2 protein-coding genes are annotated in these 1,312 nt (G+C 34.8%); one reads left to right on the top strand and one right to left on the bottom strand.

All coding sequences use genetic code 11. From position 1 onward, the window contains the following. On the bottom strand, window positions 1-202 hold a 202-nt coding region (locus ACS8FD_RS14920; protein WP_439276431.1), incomplete at its 3' end, for a glutaminase. A gap of 242 nt (window positions 203-444) precedes the next feature. Between ACS8FD_RS14920 and ACS8FD_RS14915 the strand changes: the two genes are divergently transcribed. Further along, window positions 445-1,312, top strand: an 868-nt coding sequence (locus ACS8FD_RS14915; RefSeq protein ID WP_439276430.1) for a hypothetical protein, incomplete at its 3' end; no start/stop codon positions are given.

The following is a 1,312-nucleotide window of genomic DNA, read 5'->3' as shown; positions in this document are numbered from 1 at the left end:
TAAATACTTTGGAGATACTTTGTATGGAAAATGGTTTACTGGCATCTCCAGCTGAGTACACTTGCCCATCAGGGGTGGCAACACTGATGCCAAACTGGTTGGGATCAACATGTGCAAGCTGCGGAATATAATCTGCTACCTTTCCGCGGTCGGTCTCAAGTGCCATTTGGGCAGTGATGTCGTCTAGAATTTTTTGCATCATAAAGGGGTAACCGTGTTTTTATTGAGTTTTCTGAATAGGCATGATTTTAACTGAATTTGGCACGATAAGGCGGGGAAATTATATTTTGCTATTATTTATCACGACATATAAAGTCTGATATAAGTAACTCCATTCTAGTGTTCTGTTTTGGGTAATCTATTGATAGATTTAATAAGCAAAATAAATGGTTCCATTCGGGTATACTGAACCGAAAATATTTACTCTACTACTAGGGATAATACATGGAATATCTATTATTTAGTGCTGGCATTATTGTTGGTACATTGGCTCTAGTAGTGGTAGTTTTTTTGGTAAAAACCTTGCTACGCTTAGGTAGATACCTAAAAACAAAAAATACATTCATTTGGTATATTTACATCGGGTTTTGGACTACTTTATTACTAATTTTTCTGATTGCACTGCTAACTCTTATTTTTAGCACATATGAAAACATTAAAATAGATAAAGAAGAACGTAAGTTTTTAGCAAAAAACTCTAGCCTTATAGACAGCGTAGCGAGAGACTTTTTTGAAATCGAATACTCATCAGATGACAGTTTTTATTTCAGTCTTGACGTAAGTAATTTATCGCCTTGTCTCCCTAAATACAAAGAATTACAATCTAAATATGAACAGAACGGAAGTAAACGTTTTGATTTGGATTATGTGATAACTGAACGTGCTCAAGAATTAAAGGAAGAAGCATTACCTTGGAACAACTTACCTCAAGATGAGCAAAATATATTGATCTTAAAAAATATTGAATGTGATAAAACTCTAGGACTACTTACGGTTGATGAGTACGAGAGAAGGAAAAGGATAGCATCGATAAAGTTAGAAAAAGTGTCTAGAAGCAAAGTTGTTGAAGAAATCAACCGCTTAAAAAACTCAAATAAAAATGACTTAGAAATAGTAGAGGCTTTGCTTATCAACGAAGACTTTGGAGAAGACTTGCAAGCTATTGCTCAACGTTTGAGAGACACAGGATCAATAGACCCTTTATATGCGATTGGCAATCAGTTTGGCTTGAATACGAATGATAGAACATCGACAACTGGGCTAGATGATATTAAATCACACATCAAAGATCAGCAATTAAGTTCAGATGAAC

It is taken from the genome of Psychrobacter sp. 1U2 (assembly GCF_051847575.1).
This window is presented reverse-complemented; position numbering and strand designations above follow the sequence as displayed.